The following is a 21,512-nucleotide window of genomic DNA, read 5'->3' as shown; positions in this document are numbered from 1 at the left end:
TTATGGCGTAAGTTGCCTATTCTCACCGCCTCAGGATGTGGTTTTTGTCACATATTTAACCTTTAAGAATTGTTATTGTTACTTTAATAACATTTTAAGTTTAAAAAACATCCGGGAGAAAAGGTCATGACAATTGCGGTCATCGGCTCAAACATGGTCGATCTGATTACCTATACCAACAGCCTGCCGAAAGCGGGCGAAACCCTTGAAGCGCCCGACTTTGCCATTGGCTGCGGCGGTAAAGGGGCCAACCAGGCGGTCGCGGCGGCAAAAATGGGCGGCAACGTGATGATGGTCAGCAAGGTCGGTGACGATCTCTTTGCTCCGAACACCGTTGCAAATCTTCAGCAGCAGGGCGTGGACACGCGCTTCGTCACCACCGCACCGGGCACCTCCAGCGGCGTGGCACCGATTTTTGTCGATGACCAGTCGCAGAACCGCATTCTGATTATCAAAGGTGCTAACCAGCAGCTGAAACCGGCCGATATCGACGACGCGGCAGAGGCGCTGAAAGCCTGCCAGCTGATCATCCTGCAGCTGGAGATCCCACTGGAGACGGTCTATTACGCCATCGATTTTGCCCGCCAGCATCAGATCACAGTGATCCTTAATCCGGCTCCGGCCGTCGCCACGCTTGATATTGATTACGCCTGCAAATGCGACTTCTTTATGCCCAATGAAACCGAGCTGGAGATCCTCACCGGTCTGCCGGTCAGCAGCGATAAAGAGGTGATCCTCGCCGGACAGTCGCTGCTGAAGCGCGGCCTTAAAAATCTGATCATCACCCTGGGCAGCCGGGGATCGGTCTGGATGAGCGGCGACGAGATCCATCGCGTGGATGCCACACCGGTTCAGGCGGTCGACACCAGCGGCGCGGGCGATGCCTTTATCGGCTGCTTTGCGTATCTGCTGGTGGAAACCGGCGATGTGGCCGCCGCCATGACCCAGGCGTCTGCCTATGCCGCCTGCAGCGTCACCGGGCGCGGCACCCAGCGCGCCTATCCCGACGCAGAGAGTTTCCAGCGCTTTCTCAACCGTAACTGAGGGTCTGCCATGCAACAGAAAATTGTTCAGCAATCTGATGGCTATCTGAATAAAACGCCGCTGTTCCAGTTCATTCTGCTGTCGTGCCTCTTTCCGCTCTGGGGCTGTGCGGCGAGTCTTAACGATATCCTGATCACTCAGTTTAAAAGCGTATTTGCCCTGAGCGACTTTGCCAGTGCGCTGGTGCAGAGTGCCTTTTATGGCGGCTATTTTCTGATTGCGATCCCCGCGTCGCTGGTGATCCGCAAGACCAGTTACAAGATGGCGATCATGATCGGCCTGGCGCTCTACATTGCCGGCTGTATCGCCTTCTATCCCGCCTCGCACATGGCGACCTACACCATGTTCCTGGCGGCGATATTTGCCATCGCCATCGGCCTGAGTTTCCTGGAAACCGCTGCCAACACCTACAGCTCGATGATTGGCCATCGTGATCACGCCACGCTCCGGCTCAACGTCAGCCAGACCTTCTATCCGATCGGTGCACTGATGGGGATCGTGCTGGGTAAATATCTGGTGTTCCAGGACGGCGACAGCCTGGAGAGTCAGATGGCGACCATGACGGCAGAGCAGGCACATGCGTTCCGCCTGACGATGCTGGAACACACGCTGGAGCCCTACAAATATCTGGTGATGGTGCTGGTGGTGGTGATGCTGCTGTTTATGTTCACCCGCTATCCGCGCTGTAAACCCGAAAGCAGCGAGAGGTCGCGCCCCTCGCTGGGCGAGACCTTCCGCTATCTGGCTGGCAACCGACACTTTAAACGCGGAATTGTGACTCAGTTCCTCTATGTCGGCATGCAGGTGGCCGTCTGGTCGTTTACCATTCGTCTGGCGCTGACGCTGGGGGCGACTAATGAACGTCACGCCTCGAACTTTATGATCTACAGCTTCATCTGCTTCTTTATCGGCAAGTTCGTGGCGAACTTCCTGATGACCCGTTTCCGCGCCGAGAAGGTGCTGATTGCCTATTCGGTGCTGGGCGTGCTGACGCTGGCTTATGTGATGCTGGTGCCGAACTTTACCGCCGTCTACGCCGCCGTCTTTGTCAGCGTGCTGTTTGGTCCCTGCTGGGCAACGATCTACGCGGGAACGCTGGCGACGGTCGATAACAAATACACCGAAGTCGCGGGCGCGTTTATCGTGATGGCGATTGTCGGTGCGGCCTTTGTCCCGGCGCTGCAGGGCCTGGTTTCGGACTCACTGGGTTCAATGCAGCTGGCATTTGGCGTCTCGCTGCTCTGTTTCGCCTGGGTCGGATTCTACTTCTATGGCGAACTGCGCCATAAAAAACAGCCGGTTGCGACCGGTCGTCTGGCGGAGGAGTTACCATGAAAACCCGTTTACCCTTAGCGCGTGAACAGTTTCACACCACACCCTGGGTGCTGCTGGAGAGCGATGATTTCCGGGTTGAGCTGTTTCGTTATCCGGCGGGCATTGAGGCGGTGCGCATTCATAACCGGCGTGGCAGCGTGACCGTGCTGCCGTTTCTCGGGCAGATGATCTGGGACGCAGAGTTCGACGATCATAACCTGACCATGGGCCACAGTTTTAAGCAGCCGCTGCCCGCAAATTCGAGCATCGACACCTATGGCTGTTTTGCGTTTCATTCGGGACTGCTGGCCAACGGCTGTCCCGCACCAGAGGACGATCATCCGCTGCACGGTGAGATGGCCTGCGCCCGTATGGACAGCGCCTGGCTGGTGCTGGAGGATCAGACGCTGTCGCTGGAAGGGGAGTGTGAATATGTCAAAGGCTTCGGCCATCACTACCTGGCCGCACCCGCCGTCCGCATTCCGGCCAGCCAGCCCCGGCTGACGATTGAGATGACAGTCACTAATCTGGCTGGCGCGCCGATGCCGCTGCAGTATATGTGTCACCTCAACAGCGCGTGGATCGATCAGGGCCGCTTCCGGCAGTCGATCCCCGAACAGGCATTCCAGCTGCGTCGCTCGATCCCGGCGCATCTGCGACCGACGCCCGCCTGGCGGGATTACACCGATCGGCTGGCGCGCGATCCGCAGGCGTTACAGCAGCTCGATCAGCCGCAGCTCTGCGATCCGGAGATCGTCTTCTTCGCGGACGATCTGCCTCAGTATGGCGATGAGGTGCAGTTTGAGCTGCATGCGCCGCAGGGCTATGCGTTGATGACGCGCTTCTCTACCGCACAGTTCCCGCACGCCACTCGCTGGCTGCTGCACAACCACGATCAGCAGGTGGCGGCCTATATTCTGCCCGCCACCTGCCGGCCAGAGGGCTTTCTTGCCGCGCAGCAGGCTGGCACGCTGATCACCCTGGCGCACGGTGAACAGCGCCACTTTTCTGTCGAGACCGGCTTACTCTGAGCCGGGTTTAAATTGCCACCAGGCCGCGCACACCCTCTGCTTCCATGGTGTCGCCGCGGCCACGCTGCACAATTTCTCCGCGCGACATCACCAGATAGCTGTCCGCCAGCTCCGCCGCGAAGTCATAAAACTGCTCCACCAGCAGGATCGCCATATCTCCCCGTTGCGCCAGCTGGCGGATCACCGCGCCGATCTCTTTGATCACCGAAGGCTGGATCCCTTCGGTCGGCTCATCAAGGATCAACAGCTGGGGCCGACAGGCCAGCGCCCGGCCAATCGCCAGCTGCTGCTGCTGACCGCCAGAGAGGTCGCCGCCCCGGCGTGACTTCATCGCCAGCAGCACCGGAAAGAGCTGGTAGATCTCCTCCGGCACTTCACGCGCCTGCGCAGCCGGAAAGCGTGACAGCCCCATCAGCAGATTCTCTTCCACCGTCAGACGCGGAAAGATTTCCCGCCCCTGGGGCACATAGCCGATGCCAGCCTGCACCCGCTGGTGCGGCTTGCGGCCATTCATGCGCTGCTGCTGCCAGTGAATCTCGCCCGACTTCGCCGGGATCAGCCCCATCAGGCATTTCAGCAGCGTGGTCTTCCCAACGCCATTGCGCCCCAGCAGACAGGTGATTTCGCCAATCTTTACCTCAAACGACAGGCCGCGCAGAATATGACTGCCGCCATAATATTGATTCAGTTCAGTAACCTGTAACATTTCAGCGCCCCAGATAAACGTCGATAACCTGCTCGTTGGCCTGCACGTCGCGCAGCGAACCCTCGGCCAGTACCTGACCCTGATGCAGCACCGTCACGTGGTCGGCAATGGTTTCGACAAAGCCCATGTCATGCTCCACCACCATCAGCGAATGCTTGCCCGCCAGGCTGCGGAACAGCTCGGCGGTGTAGTCCGTTTCGGCATCGGTCATGCCCGCGGCCGGTTCATCCAGCAGCAGCAGATGCGGCTCCTGCACCAGCAGCATGCCGATCTCCAGAAACTGCTTCTGGCCATGCGACAGCAGGCCCGCGCGACGCTGGCGTTCGCCGCCCAGCCGCAGCAGTTTCAGCACCTCATCAATGCGGTCACGCTGTTCGCCGCTGAGGCGGGCGCGCAGGCTGGCCCAGACCGATTTATCGGCTTTAAGCGCGATCTCCAGATTTTCGAACACGGTTAACGCCTCAAACACCGTGGGCTTCTGGAACTTGCGGCCGATCCCGGCGCGGGCGATCTCAACCGGTGAGAGACGGGTCAGATCGCTGTCCTGGTCGTAGATCACCCGGCCGGCGTCGGGCCGGGTTTTGCCGGTGATCACATCCATCAGCGTGGTTTTGCCCGCACCGTTGGGGCCGATCACGCAGCGCAGTTCCCCGACGCCGATCTGCAGCGAAAGATCGGTCAGCGCCCGGAAGCCTTCAAACGACACGCTGATCTTCTCCAGTTGCAGCACCGGATCGCGCTGCACCCGATGGCGATCCGCCAGTTGAGTTTGGGTAAACAGGGCATCACTCATTTTTTCCTCCGGCGCAGCAGGCCAATCACGCCGTGCGGCAGAAACAGCGTGACCAGGATAAACATCAGCCCCAGGAAAAAGAGCCAGTATTCGGGGAAGGCGACGGTGAAGAAGCTGCGTGCGCCGTTAACAATCGCGGCACCCAGCAGCGGGCCTATCAGCGTGCCGCGTCCGCCCAGCGCCACCCAGATCGCCGCTTCAATCGAATTGGCCGGTGACATCTCACCCGGATTGATAATGCCGACCTGCGGCACATAGAGCGCCCCGGCCAGGCCGCACAGCACGGCGGAGAGCGTCCAGACAAAAAGCTTGAAACCGCGCGGGTCGTAACCACAGAACATCAGACGGTTCTCCGCATCCCGCACCGCAGTCAGCACCCGGCCAAATTTGCTGCGCGCCAGGGCGAAGCCGATCGCCAGGCTCAGCAGCAGCAGCAGCACCGTGGCGATAAACAGCCCGATACGGGTGGGGGTTGCCGTTACCGAAAAGCCGAGCAGGGTGGTAAAGCCGGTAAAGCCATTGTTGCCGCCAAAACCGGTTTCGTTGCGGAAGAACAGCAGCATCCCGGCGTAGGTCAGCGCCTGGGTCATGATGGAGAAGTAGACGCCTTTAATCTTCGAGCGAAAGGCGAAGAAGCCAAAAATCAGCGCCAGCAGGCCCGGCACCAGCATGCTCAGGCAGAGCGCCCAGACGAAATAGTCGGTGCCGGTCCAGAACCAGGGTAGTTCCCGCCAGGAGAGAAAGGACATAAAGGCGGGTAAACCCTCGCCTGCGGCCTGGCGCATCAGGTACATGCCCATGGCATATCCACCCAGGGCGAAAAAGATGCCGTGGCCCAGCGACAGCAGTCCGGCGTAGCCCCACACCAGATCCAGCGCCACCGCGACCACCGCGTAGCAGAGGATTTTGCCGACCAGCGTCAGGGTATAGGTGGAGATCGCCAGCGGATGCGTGGCGGGCAGCAGCGCCAGAAACGGCATCACCAGGAGCGCTACGGTAATCGCCAGGCCAATGCTGATGGTCAGGCGCGGCGCGGTGCGCGCCACGCGAAGCGTGATGGGTTGCGTCATCAGTCAGTCACCCTTCCTTTTACCGCAAACAGCCCCTGCGGACGTTTCTGAATAAACAGCACGATAGTCACCAGAATCAGGATCTTGCCCAGCACGGCGCCAATCTGCGGCTCCAGCACTTTGTTGAGAATGCCCAGGCTGAACGCGGCAACCACGGTGCCCGCCAGCTGACCGACGCCACCCAGCACCACCACCAGGAACGAGTCGATAATGTAGCCCTGGCCCAGCTCCGGTCCGACGTTACCGAGCTGCGACAGCGCCACGCCACCCAGCCCGGCAATGCCCGAGCCGAGTCCAAACGCCAGCATATCGACGCGGCCGGTCGGCACGCCGCAGCAATCCGCCATGGCGCGGTTCTGGGTCACGGCGCGCACGTTCATGCCAAGGCGGGTCCGGTTCAGCAGCAGCCAGGTGAGCGCCAGCACAAACACCACAAACAGGATCACCGCGATGCGGTTCCACGGCAGCACCAGATTGGGCAGCAGCTGTAAGCCGCCGGAGAGCCACGCCGGATTCGCCACCTCCAGGTTTTGCGCCCCGAACAGCACCCGTACCAGCTGGATCAGCATCAGGCTGATCCCCCAGGTGGCGAGCAGCGTCTCCAGCGGACGGCCATAGAGATGGCGGATCACCGTGCGTTCCAGCGCCATGCCGATGGCGGCGGTGACCAGAAAGGCGACCGGCAGCGCCAGCAGCGGATACCAGGCTAAATAGTGCGGCGCAAACTGCTGAAACAGGCTCTGTACCCACCAGGTGGCGTAAGCACCGAGCATCAGCATTTCACCGTGCGCCATGTTGATCACCCCGAGCAGGCCATAGGTGATCGCCAGACCCAGCGCGGCCAGCAGCAGTATGGAACCCAGCGACAGGCCGCTAAAGGCCTGCCCCAGCAGATCGCCCCACATCAGCCGTTTCTGAATCTGTTGCAGACTTTCCGCCGCGACGGCCCGTACCGTGGCGTCCGGTTCATTCGCGGGCTGGGTCAGGCGTTGCAGGCTGGCCTGCGTATTGGGATCGCTGGACTCACCCAGCAGTTTTACCGCCCGCAGACGCACCATCGGCTCGCCATCCGCCAGTTGCAGGTTCGCCAGCGCCAATGCCAGTGCGGCATGAACCCGGCTGTCCTGCTCGGCGGCAAAACGCTGCTCCAGCAGCGGCAGCTGGTCAGCAACGCCCTCACTTTGCAGCTGCTGCGCAGCGCGCAGACGCAGGGCCGTATCAGTGCTCACCAGCTGGTGGGCGGCCAGCGCGTTGTTAACCAGCACGCGCAGACGATTGTTCATAAACAGCTTTTTCAGGTTGCCCGTGGGCTGCGCCACCGCATCCAGCGGCTGCAGCGTGGATCCCTGCTGGCTGAACGGCTGTTTATTCTGGTCGATGACCACCGTTTCGGCATGCAGCGCTTCCAGCAGCGGCAGACGATGGCTGTCCGGTGCGGCGGCCCACTGCTGCAGCAGCGTGGCCTGCTGACTGCGGCTGGCGGCGGCAAAGTCAGCCGCCGGTCCGGCACTGGCCAACAGCGGCATCAGCAGCAGCAGGCTGAACAAGCAGCGACATAGATTCATAAAAGGAGCCTCGTCAGGGGAGGGCAGCACGGCGGGGTGCCGTGCTGCCGCTTCACAGCGGGTGACGCTGCGTATCTATCAGCAACCCGCGATTACTGCGCGGTCTTCACCGGGTGATCGGGTTTTTTGTCGTTACCGGCAATGTACGGGCTCCACGGCTGCGCGCGTACCGGCTGATCGGTCTGCCACACCACGCTGAACTGGCCGTTCTCTTCCACTTCGCCAATCATGACCGGCTTATGCAGATGATGGTTGGTCTGATCCATGGTCAGGGTAAAGCCATCCGGCGCTTTAAAGGTCTGACCGGCCATCGCCGCCCGCACTTTGTCCACATCCGTGGTGCCCGCTTTTTCCACCGCCTGCGCCCACATATGAATGCCAACATAGGTCGCTTCCATCGGGTCGTTGGTGACGACGGTGGCGGCGTTCGGCAGGTTATGTGCTTTGGCATATGCGCGGTAGTCGGCGACAAACTTCGCGTTGGTCGGATTATCGATAGACTCGAAATAGTTCCAGGCGGCTAACTGACCCACCAGCGGTTTGGTGTCGATGCCGCGCAGCTCCTCTTCGCCCACCGAGAAAGCGACCACCGGAATGTCAGTGGCTTTGATCCCCTGGTTCGCCAGCTCTTTGTAGAACGGCACGTTGGAGTCGCCGTTGATCGTGGAAACCACTGCCGTTTTGCCGCCAGCCGCAAACTTTTTGATGTTGGAGACAATGGTCTGGTAGTCGCTGTAACCAAACGGCGTGTAGACCTCTTCGATATCTTTATCCGCCACGCCTTTGCTGTGCAGGAAGGCGCGCAGGATCTTGTTGGTGGTGCGCGGATAGACATAGTCGGTGCCAAGCAGGAAGAAGCGTTTCGCGCTGCCGCCATCTTCGCTCATCAGATACTCCACGGCCGGAATCGCCTGCTGGTTAGGCGCAGCGCCGGTGTAGAAGACGTTGGGTGACATCTCTTCCCCTTCATACTGCACCGGATAGAACAGCAGGCCGTTCAGCTCTTCAAACACCGGCAGCACCGATTTGCGCGACACCGAGGTCCAGCAGCCAAACACCACCGCCGCCTTATCCTGAGTCAGCAGCTGCCGCGCCTTCTCGGCAAACAGCGGCCAGTTAGAGGCGGGATCGACTACCACCGGCTCCAGCTTTTTCCCCAGCACGCCTCCTTTGGCGTTGATCTCATCAATGGTCATCAGCGCCACATCTTTCAGCGGCGTTTCCGAAATCGCCATGGTGCCGGAGAGTGAATGCATGATCCCCACTTTGATGGTGTCAGCCGCCTGCGCACTCCAGGCGAACCCCATGCTGACAACGGTGGCGGAGAGGGCGAAAGCCTTGATCAACGAACGTCTTTTCATCATCTGAAACCCCTGAGTAGTTGTTGTGTTATTCGGTGAGCTGGAGCCGGGCCTGCTGAAGGCGGTGCAGCGTGATCTTTCTGACCTCCGCCTTACTCACGGCGATGTGATCGGTCAGGATGCGTTGCGCCCCGGCGGTCTGCTGCTGAAAAATCGCCTGTAAAATCTGTGCATGTTCCTGATAAGTGGCACAGATGCGATCGTCACGAGTGAAGTCGAGCCGGCGGATAATGCGGATCTTCTCGGTGAGTTCGGCGTGAATGCGTGCCATCTCCGGGTTACCCGCTGCCGCCACCAGCGTCATGTGAAACGCTTCGTCATGCTGCGACACCACCAGGCCCTCTGTAAGCGCCTCCGCCTCGCACCAGAACTGGTTCAGTTCGTTTAACAGCGCGGCACACTGCGGCGCGGGCAGGGCACAGAGGCGTTTGACCGCCTCGCACTCCAGCACGGTGCGCAGGTCATACAGCGATTCGAACCAGGCGAAATCGAAGTTCTTAATCTGCCAGCCGCTGCGAAACCAGACGTCGACAAAGCCTTCGCGTTCCAGCCGGAACAGCGCCTGACGGACCGGGGTGCGGCTGACCGCCATCCGTCCGGCGATTTCGCTTTCGCTGAAGCGATCGCCGGGCATCAGGCGAAAGGCGAAGATATCGTCCTTCAGCGCCTGATAAACCCGTTCCGCCAGCGCTTCCGGGCGGGCTTTAGGGGAGTGGGGTTGCGTTGTCATTACCGCTCCTTATTCCAGCCACAGCAGGTTATCGCCAGGACTGACCGGACGGCCCGCCTGGCAGGCAATCCGCGTCACACGACCGGCCTGCGGGGCGACAATCGCCAGCTCCATCTTCATCGCCTCTACGATAATCAGCGTCTGCCCGGCGCTGACCTCGTCGCCCGGCTGCACCAGCACTTTCCAGATGTTGCCATTGAGATCCGCCTGCACCGGCAGCCCGTTCTCCTCCTCTTCGCTGGCGCTGGCGCGCGTTTCATCCTCCTCCGGCGGCGCGTTCTGCTCCTCCTGCGCCCATAGCTGCACTTCCTGTTCAAAGGCGGCGGCCTGGCGCTGGCGGAACGCTGCAATATCAGCGGCGTGGTCGGCAAGGAACTGCTGGTGGGCGGCAAAATCAAACTGCGTCTCTTCAATACGAAGGCTGGCACGGCCTTCGCGGAAATCTTCGCGCAGCTGGGTCAGTTCGGTTTCACTCACCGGATAGAAGCGCACCTGATCGAAGAAGCGCAGCAGCCACGGCGCATCGGTAGCGAACTGCGGATTTTTCAGGAAGGTGTTCCAGATGGGCAGCGTGCGGCCCACCAGCTGATAGCCGCCGGGCGAATCCATGCCGTAGATGCACATGTACATGCCGCCGATCCCTACGGTACCTTCGGCGGTGAAGGTGCGCGCCGGACTGTATTTGGAACTCAGCAGGCGATGGCGCGGATCGATCGGAACGGCACAGGGCGCGCCAAGGTAGACGTCGCCCAGCCCCAGCACCAGATAGCTGGCGTTGAACAAGGTATCGCGCACCTCATCGCGGCTGCTTAAGCCATTAATCCGCTGGATAAAGTCCACGTTGTTGGGCAGCCAGGGGGCGCTGGCGCGCACCGTCTCCTGATAGCGGCTGACGGCACCCAGCGTGGCGCTGTCTTCAAATGCCATCGGCATCCACACCACGCGGGAGGGCACTTTCAGCGTGCTGACGTCGCCCAGCCTCGCTTCCAGCGCCAGCAGCAGCGACATCAGCCGGGACTGGTTAATGATGCGGCTGTCGTAGCGCACCTGCAGCGAACGCACGCCAGGCGACAGCTCCTCTACGCCGGGCTCCGCCTGCGCCGTCAGCGCATTCATCAGCAGATGGACACGCAGACGCAGCGCCAGATCCAGCACATTGTCGCCATACTCAATCAGCACATATTTGTCGCCCGCCTGGCGATAGACCACTTTCGGCGTGCTGGTCGTGGCCTCCAGAGCGGCCAGAATCGTGGCGGAACCGTGGGCGGTTTCGGCCAGTGACGGCACGGCAAATGTGGGCGGATGCTCAGGCCGCAATGTCTCAATCAGATGCATCTGCGCTTTTTCCCGCGCCAGCGCATCGTCTGCGGTGATGGGGTGGAAGCGGATGGTGTCGCCAGGTTTAACCTGGCCCACTTTCCACAGCTCGGCTTTGGCGATGGTCACCGGACAGACAAAGCCGCCGAGGCTCGGGCCGTCGTGCGTCAGGATCACCGGGAAGTCGCCGGTAAAATTGACCGCGCCAATGGCATATTCACAGTCGTGAACGTTGGAGGGATGCAGGCCCGCTTCGCCGCCGTTGGCGCGGGTCCAGGTCGGTTTCGGGCCGACCAGCCGCACGCCGAGGCGGTTGGAGTTGTAGTGCACCTGCCAGTCACTGGCAAAGAACGCATCGATGGCGGCCTGGGTGAAGAAATCCGGTGCGCCGTGCGGGCCGTAAAGCACGCCGATGCGCCACTCGCTGCCGTAGTGCGGAATCAGCGCCGCATCGAGCGGCTGCGGATCGCTGACCGGGGCAGGCGTGGTGCAGGCTGCCCGCTCAGGCTGGGAGATCGCCAGCATATCGGCAACCCGCAGGGTGCGTCCGGCGTGACCGCCAAACTGGCCCAGCGAAAAGGTGCTGCGGCTGCCCAGATACTCCGGCACGTCGAAGCCGTTACGCACGGCCAGATAGCTGCGGCAGCCCGTCCGGGCGCGTCCCAGCACCAGAGTCTCTCCCGCTTTCACCGCCAGCGGCTGCCAGGTGCTGACCGGTTCGCCCTCCAGCGTGGCGTCGCAGTCAGCACCGGTCAGCGCCACGATGGCATCACAGTGGAAACGCAGCGTCGGCCCCTGCAGGGTAAATTCCAGCCCCGCCGCCGCGTCATGATTACCGACGATGCGGTTAGCCAGCCGGAAAGCGAAGTCATCCATCGGGCCGGAAGGCGGCACGCCGATATCCCAGTAGCCGAGGCGGCCTGGATAGTCCTGAACCGAACTGAAGGTACCAGGTTGCAGCACTTCCACCACGGAGGAGGCAGGCACCACGCTGTCGAGGTAGCGCGTCCAGACGTTGCCGCTGCGAAACGCGTCGCTGGCGGTAATCTGGCGCAGATAGTCGAGGTTGGTGGCGATGCCGTGCAGCTGAGTGGCATCCAGCGCATGGCGAAGTTTTTCCAGCGCCGCATCGCGGGTGTCGGCATGCACGATCAGTTTGGCGATCATCGGATCGTAGAAGCTGGAGACCTCGCTGCCGGTTTCGATGCCGCTGTCGACCCGCACGCCGTCAGGGAAAGTTACGCCGGTTAGCAGGCCGGGGCTGGGCTGAAAGTTCTTGAGTGGATCTTCCGCATAGAGCCGCACTTCAATGGCGGCGCCCTGCGGCGCCTGCTGCAGACGTGACCAGTCAACCGCATCGCCCGCCGCCACCAGCAACATGCACTCCACCAGATCGAGTCCGGTGACGCACTCAGTGACCGGATGCTCCACCTGCAGGCGGGTGTTCACTTCCAGAAAGTAAAAGGCCTGCTGGTCGACGTCGTAGATATACTCCACGGTGCCTGCGCTGCGGTAGTTTACCCGCTCGCCGAGCCGCACCGCCGAGGCGAGCAGGGCGTCACGCGTCGCCGGAGACAGACCGGGCGCGGGCGTCTCTTCCACCACCTTCTGATTGCGGCGCTGCAGTGAGCAGTCGCGTTCACCCAGCGCGACCACAGTGCCGTTACCGTCACCAAAAATCTGCACTTCTACGTGGCGGGCGCGATCGATGCAGCGCTCCAGAAACACGCCCGCATCACTGAAGAACTGCTCGCCAAGACGGCGTACGCTCTCCCAGGCGCTGGCGAGCGCTCCGGCGTCGGCGCAGCGCGTAAGGCCAATGCCGCCGCCGCCCGCCGTGCTTTTCAGCATCACCGGATAGCCGATCTTATCGGCCGCCTGTATCGCCTCCTCCAGCGACGCAAGCAGCGGTGTGCCGGGCGTCATTGGTACACCCGCACTGGCTGCCAGCTCACGGGCACGGTGCTTAAGGCCGAACTCACCAATCTGCTGCGCGGTGGGGCCAACAAAGGCGATCCCCGCCGCTTCACAGGCTTCGGCAAACGGCTGGCTTTCTGAAAGAAAACCGTAGCCCGGCCAGATAGCCTGGGCGCCGCTCTGCTGAGCCGCCGCCAGAATTTTGTCGGTGCGCAGATAGCTGTCGCTGGCTTTATCGCCGCCCAGCGCGATAGCGATATCCGCCTGCTTAACGTGCTGCGCGTTGCGGTCAGCATCTGAATAGACCGCGACACTTTTGACGCCCAGGCGCTTCAGCGTCCGAATGGCGCGGCAGGCGATTTCGCCGCGGTTGGCAATCAGTACGGTGGTGAACATGATCAGTGACTCCCCTGTGATGCCAGCCAGTTGCGCCAGCCGCCCGTCTCAGTAATCTCCAGCGCGTTGTTCAGCGCCGCGCCTTCGCAGATAAAGCCTTTCACCACCCGCCCATCCGCCAGCGTCAGGCTGCCGATGCCCAGCGGTGCGGGAATCTCGGCCACAAACTCACCAAAGCGCGCCAGCGGGATATCCCACAGCTCCACGGTGATAGCGGCGCCCTGTTCGTCACGCATCAGGCCGGGTTTTTTGATCGCGCCCTCCAGCAGGGCAAACAGGCGATAGTGTGGCGCGGTCTTCGTCTCTTCCACCCAGACGGCATGGCGATCGGTGAGCTGGAAATTAAGCGGCATTCCGGTGAGATGCGCGCCCACTACCGCCAGCCGGACATGGTCGGCGGAGGCGGGCAGGCTGGTGCGCCAGGCAGGGCAGGGCTGGCCGGTCGCGCCCAGCGGCAGAGCAAGCTGCTGCTGCCAGCGAATGCCAAACTCAGCCAGCGCCCGATCGTGCCAGGCGGGCGCAATCAGCGTGATGCCTGCCGGGAGATCGTCATTGCGGAACGGTGCGGGCAGCGCCAGCGCGGCGAGGTCGGCAAGGTTGGTAAAGTTGGTATAGGTGCCAAACTGCGAGTTGTAGTGAATCGGCTCCTGCTTCATCTCCTCCAGGGTATGAATCGTGGGCGAGGTCGGCACCACCAGCGCGTCAAACTGTGCCAGCGTCTGCTGAATCTGGCGCGTCAGTTCGGCCCGCAGATACTCCGCCTTATAGGCGTCGACTGCGCTGTATTTCAGGCCACTGGCAATAATCTCGTGTACCACCGGGTCCATCTCCGCCGGGCGATCGAGCATCCCGCCCACCGCCGCCGTGCGTTCAGCGATCCAGGCACCGTAGTAGAGCTGTTCAGCCAGCTTCCGGAACGGGGTGAAGTCGATGGGGTGCAGCGTCACGCCACCCGCCTGCAACGCCTCCAGCGCCTGGTCCCAGGCGGCTTCGGCGGCGGCATCATCAAAAAACTCCGGGTTCAAAGGTACCGCAAAATGGGGATGAACCGGCAGGCTGGCCGGGGCGGTGCGCGGATTAATGCGCGAATAGGCGTCACCGGCATCATAGCCACCCATGACGCTGGCGACGCTAAAGGCATCTTCTGCCGTCAGCGCAAACACGGAAATCGTGTCGTTGAGGCGGCAGGCGGGCACCACGCCGCGTGCAGAGAACCAGCCCTTGGTCGGTTTTAGTCCGACAATATTGTTAAAGCCCGCCGGAACGCGGCCCGATCCCGCAGTATCGGTGCCCAGTGAAAAGGCGACCAGCCCGCGCGCCAGCACCGACGCGGAGCCGGAGCTGGAGCCGCCACTGACGTAATCGGCATCAAAGGTGTTACTGACCGCGCCAAACGGGGAGCGGGTGCCCACCAGGCCGGTAGCGAACTGATCGAGGTTGGTTTTGCCGATGACTATCGCGCCGGCGGCTTTCAGCCGGGCGACCGCTACCGCGTCTTCGCTGGCGGTATAGGTAAAGGCGGGGCAGGCGGCGCTGGTCGGCCAGCCCGCCACATCAATGTTGTCTTTGACGGCGAAGGGAACACCAAACAGCGGCAGCGAGCCGGGATCGCGCTGATAGTGCGCCAGCAGGGGCTCAATCTGAGCCGCTAACTGCTCCGGTGTCGCCAGATAAATCCAGGCATTATCCTGAGGATCGAGTGCCGCCAGGTGTGCGCTCAGCAGCGAAGTAATCTGTTGCGGCGCCTGCTGATAGCGCTGCTGCCAGGCGTGAAGCGTCAGGCCAAAGGTTGAAGTCATACGAAGAATTCCAGCTGGTATACAAGATGGAATTCAACAGAGCAAAGGCTGTGCCACTTTTTTAACGCGATGATTCAACAGTTTAATGCGTTCAGTGATAAGATTTTCTGATGATAATTTGCACAATTACGGCGCGCACGCTGAGCGATGACGGTGCGTTTACCTTTCGTGTGCGTAAATTTTGTGAAGAACATGGCAAGAGTCCGGTGGCCTGGTTAGCATGAAGACTGTCTGGCAACTCGCCGGCCCCAGCAACAGAGGAGATTTACGTGGTGAAGTGGCGTAACTGGATAATAGGGATCTGCATGGCCGGCACGGCCAGCAGCGCATGGGCCGATTCGCTTGATCAACAACGGCAACGTTATCAACAAATTAAACAGGCCTGGGACAGCAATCAGATGGCCACCGTGGATCAGCTGTTGCCCACGCTACAGGATTATCCGCTCTATCCTTATCTGCAATATCGCCTGCTGGCACAGGATCTCGATCAGGAGACCACCCTGGCGGTACAGAACTTTATTCGCCAGTATCCAACGTTGCCACCCGCGCGTTCGCTCAGCACCCGCTTTATTAATGTGCTGGCTTACCGACAGGACTGGCAGGGTGTGCTGAACTTCAGTCCGACCGAACCTAAGCCGGTGCAGGCACGCTGTAACTGGTATTACGCCAAATGGGCCACCGGTCAGCAGCAGGCCGCGTTTGACGGCGCGAAGCAGATCTGGCTGCGCGGCACGGCGCTGCCCGCGGACTGCGATAAGCTCTTTTCGGTCTGGCAGGCGTCCGGTCAGATTTCGCCAATTACGATCCTGGAGCGTATCCGGCTGGCGATGAAAGCAGGCAACGACAGCCTGGTGAGCTATCTGGCGAAAACGTTGCCTACTGACTATCAGACCATGTCTGACGCGATACAGGCCCTGCAGCAGGATCCGTTAACGGTCAGCACCTTCGCCAGCGCTGTCGGGCCAACCGATTTTACCCGCCAGGCGACGATTTACGCCTTTACGCGTGTGGCGCGGCAGGACATGGAAAATGCCCGCAGCCTGATTCCGATCCTGGTCCGGGCGCAGAAGATGGGGCCGGAGGATGAGCAGGCGCTGAAGGAGATTGTGGTCTGGCGCATGATGGGCAGCGATCTCACCTCTGAGCAGGCACGCTGGCGCGATGCGGTGGTGATGAACAGCGAGTCTACCGCGCTGGTAGAACGCCGGGTACGACTGGCACTCTCTCAGCATGACCGACGCGGCCTTAACACCTGGATCGCTCGTCTGCCGCTGGAAGCCAAAGAGAAAGATGAATGGCAGTACTGGCAGGCCGATCTGCTGTTTGAGAAAGATCGCAAAGAGGAAGCGGAAGAGATCCTGCGCAAACTGATGCAGGCACGTGGCTTCTACCCGATGGTGGCCGCGCAGCGGCTGGGCGTTGACTACCCGTTGCAGGTGGATGAAGCGCCGAAGCCTGACAGTGCCACGGTGCAGGGACCGGAGCTGGCCCGCGTTCGCGAGCTGATGTACTGGGGTCTGGATAACCTGGCGCGCAGCGAGTGGAGCAATCTCATCGGCAGCCGCACGCACACGCAGCAGCAGATGCTGGCGCGCTACGCCAATGAGCAGGACTGGTGGGATCTCAGCGTACAGGCAACCATCACGGCCAAAATGTGGGACAGCCTGAAAGAGCGTTTCCCGCTGGCGTGGCAGAGCGTCTATGAGCGCAACACCGCGGTGAAGCAGATCCCGCCGAGCTATGCGATGGCGATTTCGCGTCAGGAGAGCGCCTGGAATCCGAAAGCGCGTTCACCGGTCGGCGCCAGCGGTCTGATGCAGATTATGCCTGCCACGGCGGCGCATACCGTGAAGATGTACAACATCCCTGGCTACAGCAACACCAGCCAGCTGCTCGATCCGGAAACCAATATTCAGATCGGCACCCAGTATCTGGAATATGTCTATCAGCAGTTCAATCAGAACCGGATTTTCGCCTCGGCGGCCTACAATGCCGGGCCGGGCCGGGTGCGAAGCTGGCAGAAAACCAGTGCAGGCAATCTTGATGCCGTCGCGTTTATCGAGACCATCCCGTTCTCTGAAACGCGTGGCTATGTGAAGAATGTGCTGGCGTACGACGCCTACTATCGTCACTTCATGGGCAAGCCTGACAAGATCCTGTCAGATGCTGAGTGGAATCGCCGTTACTAGCTGTGCTAAGCTTCCGTACTCTTTAGCGAGTACGGAAGCCTCTTCATGACCCATTCTGATTCCCCCACCGATGCGCATCCGGCACAAGATAGCTGGCAACGCTTTGTCGTGCTGATGCAGCAGGCCTTTGCTGATGGTCATGCGCTGCCACTGATGCAACTGATGATGACGCCCGACGAGCGGGAAGCGTTCGGCACCCGTCTGCGGATTATCGAAGAGTTAATGAACGGCGAGATGAGCCAGCGCGAACTGAAAAATGAGCTCGGCGTTGGCATTGCGACCATTACACGAGGCTCGAACAGCCTGAAAGAGGCGCCGCCGGAGCTGAAACGCTGGCTGGAGGCGCGTCTGGGACGCGCCTGATCACTGCTGGTAAAGCGGATGGATGAACGGGCAGAGCGCCAGAATCAGTGCCTGATGATAGACACTGGAGCGGCTGAGCAGGCCATTTGTGAACGCCCCGATAGCGCCACCCTGGTGTTTGATATTTTCGATGCCGGTTAACCGCGCCATCTCTTCACCCAGCTCCCGGCCTTCACGCAGACCCGCCAGCACCACCGGCGGCAGGGTGAAACTGGCCGAGCGCGATTCGCCGCGCTGCTTCTGATTTTCTACCACCATCCAGGCAAACGCGCTGTCATCTTCGATGCCCGCCTCAATCGCTACCCAGAACGCCGCTTCTGGCCGGACCTGCCGGGCATTCATCACGCGCTGACGTGCGCCAGTTCGCGTTTCGAGATGGGTTAACGGTTGTGCTGCTACGCCGCTATCGACCTCGACCCCTTCAATATGGCAGGATCCCTCGCCGAAAACGTCGTTGAATGCCTGAGCAATCGCATGAATTTTCGCTGGATTGGTGGTGGCTGCGACAACATGGTACATAATTGGTTGAACCCTCAGGTGATTAAGCGCCTGGCCTATCGGGCTGTTTGATTTGTCATTCTGAACCCGGGCAGTGCTCACAATCCTCACGTACTTTCCGTACGCGCCGGTTGTTTCGCGCTCTCCGTGTGCAGACTGACTGCAACAATGACGCCTGATGGGGTAAGCTCTAAAGCGATTTTTGTCGCAGTATAACGGAAACTAACATGCTACAGGTCTATCTTGTTCGTCACGGTGAAACGGTATGGAATGCGGAGCGTCGCATTCAGGGTCAGTCCGACAGTCCGCTGACGGAAAAAGGTGAGCAGCAAGCCTGGCAGGTGGGTGAGCGCGTGAAACATCTGGGCATTACGCACATTATTGCCAGCGATCTGGGGCGAACGCGCCGCACCGCGGAGATTATTGCGGATGCCTGCGGTTGCTCAGTAACGCTTGATCCGCGGTTGCGTGAGCTGAATATGGGGGTGCTGGAGAAGCGTCCGCTGGATGGCTTAACCGCGGAAGAAGAGCAGTGGCGCGCCACGCTGGTCAACGGCACCGAAGGGGGCCGTATTCCTGAAGGGGAGTCGATGACTGAGATGGCGACGCGCATGCACGCCGCGCTGAATGCCTGTCTTGATCTTCCTGCTGGAAGCCGTCCACTGCTCGTCAGTCACGGTATGGCGCTGGGGGCGCTGGTTAGCACGATCCTCGGTCTGCCCGCCTATGCGGAACGTCGTCTGCGTCTGCGTAACTGCTCACTCTCACGTGTTGATTATCAGCAGAGCGCCTGGCTGGCAGAAGGCTGGATTGTCGAGACGGCGGGGGATATTTCCCATCTGGATGCGCCTGCACTCGACGAGCTTCAACGCTGATTTACCTGAGGCTGCCGTCGCGATGACGGCAGCCTTAACGTCAGCTGGCTACGGTCTGGCGGCGAATGGGAATCAGATATTCGCAACGGATCTCGGTCGGTGGCTCAGCGCGTTTTTTACCGCCATCGGTATAAAAGCGTTCGATGTCCTGTCCCTGACGACGGGTCAGCCCCAGCGTCGGCATGCAGGTGCCGTAGAGCAGCAGGATAAACTCCTGCAGATTGACGCGCGGGCCGGTATAGGTGAACTGCACGTAGTCGCCCGCTTCCAGAATCACGTTCTGGCCGGAGTGCAGGTTGACCGCGCTGTCAGCAGGCACCGCCGTGGTGTAGAGAATCTCCTGCTCATCATCTTTGTCCTGGCTGGCGCGCACCTGATGCAGGCCATACAGTACCGGCGGCACCGTGTCGGTTTCCAGCAGGAACTGCTTCCAGAAATGAATACGCATTTCGTCGCGGTAGCTGGAAATCTGCTCCAGAATACAGGTGTAGTTCTGGGTTTGTCCTACCAGCACCGTCTCCGGTAAGGTGACGAAAGCCGGTTCCGGCTGCGTCTCATCGTCCAGGCGAATAGGGGGGCGAATACCGAATGAGTTCCAGTCGGAAGAGCGGCGATACCACGCCGGTGTCTGAGCAAACTGCTTCTTGAATGCGCGAGTAAAAGTCTGTTGTGAATCAAAACGATACTGCAGTGCGATGTCCAGAATCGGGCGGCTGGTCAGGCGCAGCGCCACGGCGGCTTTAGACAGACGACGCGCACGAATATAGGCACCTATTGCGTGTCCGGTTACGTCTTTAAACATCCTCTGTAAATGCCATTTAGAGTAACCGGCTTTCTGGGCAACATTGTCCAGTGAAAGGGGTTGATCCAGATGGCTCTCCAGCCAGACAAGCAAATCGCGAATGATACCGGCTTGGTCCATAAAACATCCTCATACTCTGGTGGTGCAGCTAAACGCATTCGAAGAATATTAGCACTCATTGCTCAAAAGACGTGGGCCGTTTTCCGGGGAAGGTTGTGCTAAATCAGTACGGGCTTCAACCCGTTTTGGTTTGGTCATTAACTCGATTAACAGTACATTACATTCTCATCTATTCCATTTGCAATGGTAACTCCATGACAATATTCCGACTTATGATCGCTGCGCTGACCACGCTGACCTTTTCCAGCCCGCTGTTTGCCGAACAGATTGGCTCTGTTGATACGGTATTCAAGATATTCGGGCCTGACCACAAGATTGTCGTTGAGGCTTTCGATGACCCGGACGTTAAAAATGTAACCTGTTATATCAGCCGGGCGAAAACCGGGGGTATTAAAGGCGGACTGGGTCTGGCAGAAGATACCTCTGATGCCGCGATTTCCTGTCAGCAGGTGGGTCCGGTCGAACTGAGTGATAAAATCGCGCAGGGCAAAGCAGAGGGTGAAGTGGTATTCCGCCAGCGCACCTCATTGATCTTCAAGAAGCTGCAGGTTGTACGCTTCTTCGACAAAAAGCGCAACGCCCTGGTCTATCTGACCTATTCCGATAAAGTGGTTGATGGCTCACCGAAAAATGCGATTAGCGCTGTGCCAATTATGCCGTGGCACTGATTATGCCGTCACGCTAAGGACAAAAAAAACGCCCGCAGGGGCGTTTTTTATTTGCCGCGTCTGACAGGGGCTTAATCCTGCAGGTCACCGCAGAAGCGATAACCTTCACCATGAATGGTGGCGATGATCTCTGGCGTGTCCGGCGTTGATTCGAAATGCTTACGAATACGACGGATGGTGACATCAACGGTGCGATCGTGTGGCTTGAGGTCGCGGCCGGTCATTTTTTTCAGCAGATCGGCACGGGTCTGAATTTTGCCCGGGTTTTCGCAGAAGTGCAGCATGGCGCGGAACTCACTGCGTGGCAGTTTGTAGTGCTCGCCGTTCGGGTTGATCAGTGAGCGGCTGTTGATATCCAGCTCCCAACCGTTGAACTTGTAGCTCTCTACCTGACGACGCTCTTCGCCTGGCATGGCCAGATTCATGGTGCGCGACAGCAGGTTGCGGGCACGAATAGTCAGCTCACGCGGATTAAACGGTTTGGTGATGTAGTCGTCAGCGCCAATTTCCAGACCAAGAATTTTATCGACTTCGTTGTCACGACCGGTCAGGAACATCAGAGCGACATTGGCCTGCTCACGCAGTTCACGGGCCAGCAACAGGCCGTTTTTACCGGGCAGGTTGATGTCCATGATGACCAGGTTAACGTCATTGTCGGTCAGCACCTGATGCATTTCAGCACCATCAGTCGCCTCATACACCACATAACCTTCCGCCTCAAAAATACTCTTGAGGGTATTACGCGTGACCAGTTCGTCTTCAACGATAAGAATGTGCGGGGTCTGCATGTTTAGCTACCTAAAATTTGCCAACAAATTGAAAACAGGGCGTACAGCGGTATGGCGTTCTCCATCATCGAGAGCGGCGGGCCGCGCTGAACCGTTGTACGAAATCATATTTTGATAAGCCATCTATCAACGTCAACAACAGTATTAGCTCAGCCAGTCAGGATGA

The 21,512-nt window shown here is 59.9% G+C and carries 18 protein-coding genes; 7 read left to right on the top strand and 11 right to left on the bottom strand.

Annotated elements, in window-relative coordinates; genetic code table 11:
* The first annotated feature begins 126 nt into the window (after positions 1-126).
* Genes rbsK through OK412_RS15020 form a run of 3 tightly spaced genes read left to right on the top strand, consistent with a single transcriptional unit; the run spans position 127 to position 3,389 of the window.
* Entirely contained in the window at positions 127-1,044 is a 918-nt protein-coding gene (gene rbsK, locus OK412_RS15030; RefSeq protein WP_264353299.1) for a ribokinase, read from the top strand.
* A 9-nt stretch (positions 1,045-1,053) separates the two neighbouring features.
* Complete coding sequence (fucP, locus tag OK412_RS15025; RefSeq protein ID WP_010671707.1) at positions 1,054-2,379, top strand: L-fucose:H+ symporter permease; 1,326 nt, start codon at positions 1,054-1,056, stop codon at positions 2,377-2,379.
* Complete coding sequence (locus OK412_RS15020; protein WP_264353298.1) at positions 2,376-3,389, top strand: aldose 1-epimerase family protein; 1,014 nt, start codon at positions 2,376-2,378, stop codon at positions 3,387-3,389. Before fucP ends, OK412_RS15020 begins: the two co-directional genes overlap by 4 nt.
* 7 nt (positions 3,390-3,396) lie before the next feature.
* Here the strand turns inward: OK412_RS15020 and urtE are convergent, their stop codons facing one another.
* From urtE to atzF, 8 genes are all read right to left on the bottom strand, one after another.
* Positions 3,397-4,095, bottom strand: coding sequence for an urea ABC transporter ATP-binding subunit UrtE (gene urtE / locus OK412_RS15015; protein ID WP_061703615.1), 699 nt, complete (start codon positions 4,093-4,095; stop codon positions 3,397-3,399).
* Between the two features lies 1 nt (position 4,096).
* On the bottom strand, positions 4,097-4,888 hold the full coding sequence (gene urtD / locus OK412_RS15010) for an urea ABC transporter ATP-binding protein UrtD (protein ID WP_010671705.1): 792 nt from the start codon (positions 4,886-4,888) through the stop codon (positions 4,097-4,099).
* On the bottom strand, positions 4,885-5,958 hold the full coding sequence (gene urtC, locus OK412_RS15005; RefSeq protein ID WP_050680507.1) for an urea ABC transporter permease subunit UrtC: 1,074 nt from the start codon (positions 5,956-5,958) through the stop codon (positions 4,885-4,887). The genes urtD and urtC overlap by 4 nt, the downstream gene beginning before the upstream one ends.
* The gene (gene urtB / locus OK412_RS15000; RefSeq protein ID WP_264353297.1) at positions 5,958-7,523 is read right to left on the bottom strand and encodes an urea ABC transporter permease subunit UrtB; all 1,566 of its coding nucleotides are present in this window, start codon (positions 7,521-7,523) and stop codon (positions 5,958-5,960) included. The genes urtC and urtB overlap by 1 nt, the downstream gene beginning before the upstream one ends.
* Before the next feature lie 92 nt (positions 7,524-7,615).
* On the bottom strand, positions 7,616-8,884 hold the full coding sequence (gene urtA, locus OK412_RS14995) for an urea ABC transporter substrate-binding protein (RefSeq protein WP_031292851.1): 1,269 nt from the start codon (positions 8,882-8,884) through the stop codon (positions 7,616-7,618).
* Between the two features lie 28 nt (positions 8,885-8,912).
* Positions 8,913-9,614, bottom strand: coding sequence for a GntR family transcriptional regulator (locus tag OK412_RS14990; protein ID WP_010253646.1), 702 nt, complete (start codon positions 9,612-9,614; stop codon positions 8,913-8,915).
* Between the two features lie 9 nt (positions 9,615-9,623).
* A complete protein-coding gene (gene uca / locus OK412_RS14985) occupies positions 9,624-13,244 on the bottom strand; it encodes an urea carboxylase (protein ID WP_264353296.1) in 3,621 nt (1,206 codons plus the stop codon).
* 2 nt (positions 13,245-13,246) lie between these two features.
* The gene (gene atzF, locus OK412_RS14980) at positions 13,247-15,043 is read right to left on the bottom strand and encodes an allophanate hydrolase (protein ID WP_264353295.1); all 1,797 of its coding nucleotides are present in this window, start codon (positions 15,041-15,043) and stop codon (positions 13,247-13,249) included.
* 269 nt (positions 15,044-15,312) lie between these two features.
* Here atzF and sltY point away from each other — a divergent pair, with 269 nt between their 5' ends.
* Both sltY and trpR read left to right on the top strand, forming a co-directional pair.
* Positions 15,313-17,232 (top strand): murein transglycosylase, encoded by a 1,920-nt coding sequence (sltY, locus tag OK412_RS14975; protein WP_033756501.1) that lies wholly within the window; start codon positions 15,313-15,315, stop codon positions 17,230-17,232.
* A 45-nt stretch (positions 17,233-17,277) separates the two neighbouring features.
* A complete protein-coding gene (gene trpR, locus OK412_RS14970) occupies positions 17,278-17,595 on the top strand; it encodes a trp operon repressor (RefSeq protein ID WP_010671698.1) in 318 nt (105 codons plus the stop codon).
* Here the strand turns inward: trpR and yjjX are convergent, their stop codons facing one another.
* Positions 17,596-18,114, bottom strand: a complete 519-nt coding sequence (yjjX, locus tag OK412_RS14965) for an inosine/xanthosine triphosphatase (RefSeq protein ID WP_010253660.1) — start codon at positions 18,112-18,114, stop codon at positions 17,596-17,598.
* Between the two features lie 206 nt (positions 18,115-18,320).
* Between yjjX and gpmB the strand changes: the two genes are divergently transcribed.
* Entirely contained in the window at positions 18,321-18,968 is a 648-nt protein-coding gene (gpmB, locus tag OK412_RS14960; RefSeq protein ID WP_010253664.1) for a 2,3-diphosphoglycerate-dependent phosphoglycerate mutase GpmB, read from the top strand.
* Positions 18,969-19,008: 40 nt separating this feature from the next.
* Here gpmB and robA read toward each other — a convergent pair whose 3' ends face one another.
* The gene (gene robA, locus OK412_RS14955; protein ID WP_033756504.1) at positions 19,009-19,890 is read right to left on the bottom strand and encodes an MDR efflux pump AcrAB transcriptional activator RobA; all 882 of its coding nucleotides are present in this window, start codon (positions 19,888-19,890) and stop codon (positions 19,009-19,011) included.
* A gap of 194 nt (positions 19,891-20,084) precedes the next feature.
* Here robA and creA point away from each other — a divergent pair, with 194 nt between their 5' ends.
* Positions 20,085-20,558 carry a protein CreA gene (gene creA, locus OK412_RS14950; RefSeq protein ID WP_010253671.1) on the top strand — a complete coding sequence of 158 codons (474 nt, stop codon included), beginning with the start codon at positions 20,085-20,087 and terminating at the stop codon, positions 20,556-20,558.
* Positions 20,559-20,629: 71 nt separating this feature from the next.
* Here the strand turns inward: creA and arcA are convergent, their stop codons facing one another.
* Complete coding sequence (arcA, locus tag OK412_RS14945) at positions 20,630-21,346, bottom strand: two-component system response regulator ArcA (protein WP_010253677.1); 717 nt, start codon at positions 21,344-21,346, stop codon at positions 20,630-20,632.
* Positions 21,347-21,512 lie beyond the last annotated feature (166 nt).

This window comes from Pantoea sp. JV6, assembly GCF_025910055.1.
Taxonomy (GTDB): domain Bacteria; phylum Pseudomonadota; class Gammaproteobacteria; order Enterobacterales; family Enterobacteriaceae; genus Pantoea; species Pantoea agglomerans.
The sequence above is the reverse complement of the archived record's forward strand: the minus strand, read 5'-3'. Positions and strand labels throughout refer to the sequence as shown.